A 2,623-nucleotide genomic window follows, 5' to 3' on the forward strand; every position below is an offset into this window, starting at 1 on the left:
CTAGACTTTGTCTAAAAATACAAAAAATATACGATGAAGAGTTTGATCCTGGCTCAGGATGAACGCTAGCGGCAGGCCTAACACATGCAAGTCGAGGGGTAGAGGAAGCTTGCTTCCTTGAGACCGGCGCACGGGTGCGTAACGCGTATGCAATCTGCCTTGTACAGAGGGATAGCCCAGAGAAATTTGGATTAATACCTCATAGTATTATTGAATGGCATCATTTAATAATTAAAGTTCCAACGGTACAAGATGAGCATGCGTCCTATTAGCTAGTTGGTGTGGTAACGGCATACCAAGGCTACGATAGGTAGGGGTCCTGAGAGGGAGATCCCCCACACTGGTACTGAGACACGGACCAGACTCCTACGGGAGGCAGCAGTGAGGAATATTGGACAATGGGCGCAAGCCTGATCCAGCCATGCCGCGTGCAGGAAGACGCATCTATGGTGTGTAAACTGCTTTTGTACGGGAAGAAACACTCCCTCGTGAGGGAGCTTGACGGTACCGTAAGAATAAGGATCGGCTAACTCCGTGCCAGCAGCCGCGGTAATACGGAGGATCCAAGCGTTATCCGGAATCATTGGGTTTAAAGGGTCCGTAGGCGGTTTAATAAGTCAGTGGTGAAAGCCCATCGCTCAACGATGGAACGGCCATTGATACTGTTAGACTTGAATTACAAGGAAGTAACTAGAATATGTAGTGTAGCGGTGAAATGCTTAGATATTACATGGAATACCAATTGCGAAGGCAGGTTACTACTTGTGGATTGACGCTGATGGACGAAAGCGTGGGGAGCGAACAGGATTAGATACCCTGGTAGTCCACGCCGTAAACGATGGATACTAGCTGTTGGGAGCAATTTCAGTGGCTAAGCGAAAGTGATAAGTATCCCACCTGGGGAGTACGTTCGCAAGAATGAAACTCAAAGGAATTGACGGGGGCCCGCACAAGCGGTGGAGCATGTGGTTTAATTCGATGATACGCGAGGAACCTTACCAAGGCTTAAATGGGGAACGACAGATTTGGAAACAGATTTTTCTTCGGACGTTTTTCAAGGTGCTGCATGGTTGTCGTCAGCTCGTGCCGTGAGGTGTCAGGTTAAGTCCTATAACGAGCGCAACCCCTGTTGTTAGTTGCCAGCGAGTAGTGTCGGGAACTCTAGCAAGACTGCCAGTGTAAACTGTGAGGAAGGTGGGGATGACGTCAAATCATCACGGCCCTTACGCCTTGGGCTACACACGTGCTACAATGGACGGTACAGAGAGCAGCCACTGGGTGACCAGGAGCGAATCTACAAAACCGTTCTCAGTTCGGATCGGAGTCTGCAACTCGACTCCGTGAAGCTGGAATCGCTAGTAATCGGATATCAGCCATGATCCGGTGAATACGTTCCCGGGCCTTGTACACACCGCCCGTCAAGCCATGGAAGCTGGGGGTACCTGAAGTCGGTGACCGTAAGGAGCTGCCTAGGGTAAAACTAGTAACTGGGGCTAAGTCGTAACAAGGTAGCCGTACCGGAAGGTGCGGCTGGAACACCTCCTTTCTAGAGACTATAAAAAGTCGGTTTAGAATTAAAGATTTAATTACTCTCGCTGTTGGTTCAAAATAAAAAAAAGCAAAATACAGAGTCTCGTAGCTCAGCTGGTTAGAGTACTACACTGATAATGTAGGGGTCGGCAGTTCGAGTCTGCCCGGGACTACTATTTTACGCTTGGAAATTCTAGAGTTGACAATTCACTAACTCATTTGGATGTAAAGTTAAGTTACTGAAAACTGAATACTGAACACTGCCAACTGAATAAGGGGGATTAGCTCAGCTGGCTAGAGCGCCTGCCTTGCACGCAGGAGGTCATCGGTTCGACTCCGATATTCTCCACAATTCGCTTTAGCGAAAAAAGTTCATTGACATATTGAGATAAGAAAATAATAACAAAGTAGAAAGAACACGTTGTGTACATTTATGTACATGACAAAAGTACAATAAGCAAAATAAGGGCGTATGGGGGATGCCTAGGCTCTCAGAGGCGAAGAAGGACGTGATAAGCTGCGATAAGCTTCGGGGACTGGCACATACAGATTAATCCGAAGATTTCCGAATGGGGCAACCCACTATGTTGAAGACATAGTACATCGATAGATGGGCAAACCCGCTGAACTGAAACATCTAAGTAGGCGGAGGAGAAGAAAACAAAAGTGATTCCGTAAGTAGTGGCGAGCGAACGCGGATTAGCCCAAACCAGTGTTGTTACGGCAATACTGGGGTTGTAGGACCACGACATTTCTTGCGGATTGAATTAGAACTACCTGGAAAGGTAGGCCATAGACGGTGATAGCCCGGTATAAGTAAGAGAAGATAAGGATAGTGGTATCCTGAGTAGGGCGGGGCACGTGAAACCCTGTCTGAATTTGGCGGGACCATCCGCTAAGGCTAAATACTCCTGAGAGACCGATAGTGAACCAGTACCGTGAGGGAAAGGTGAAAAGAACCGTGAATAACGGAGTGAAATAGATCCTGAAACCATACGCTTACAAGCGGTCGGAGCCCTTTCGTGGGGTGACGGCGTGCCTTTTGCATAATGAGCCTACGAGTTACCGTTGCTGGCAAGGATAAGTGTTTAAG

The 2,623-nt window shown here is 47.9% G+C and carries 2 tRNA genes and 2 rRNA genes; all 4 read left to right on the top strand.

The features are described from left to right. Positions 1–30: 30 nt before the first annotated feature. Positions 31–1,546: ribosomal RNA gene (locus G6042_RS00865) — 16S ribosomal RNA — on the top strand. 83 nt (positions 1,547–1,629) lie between these two features. Further along, a tRNA-Ile gene (locus G6042_RS00870) sits at positions 1,630–1,703 on the top strand. A gap of 102 nt (positions 1,704–1,805) precedes the next feature. Then, positions 1,806–1,879, top strand: a tRNA-Ala gene (locus tag G6042_RS00875). Between the two features lie 103 nt (positions 1,880–1,982). Continuing rightward, positions 1,983–2,623: ribosomal RNA gene (locus G6042_RS00880) — 23S ribosomal RNA — on the top strand; the annotation flags it as partial.

Origin of the sequence: Flavobacterium solisilvae (genome assembly GCF_012911605.1) — a bacterium.
Classification (GTDB): Bacteria; Bacteroidota; Bacteroidia; order Flavobacteriales; family Flavobacteriaceae; genus Flavobacterium; species Flavobacterium solisilvae.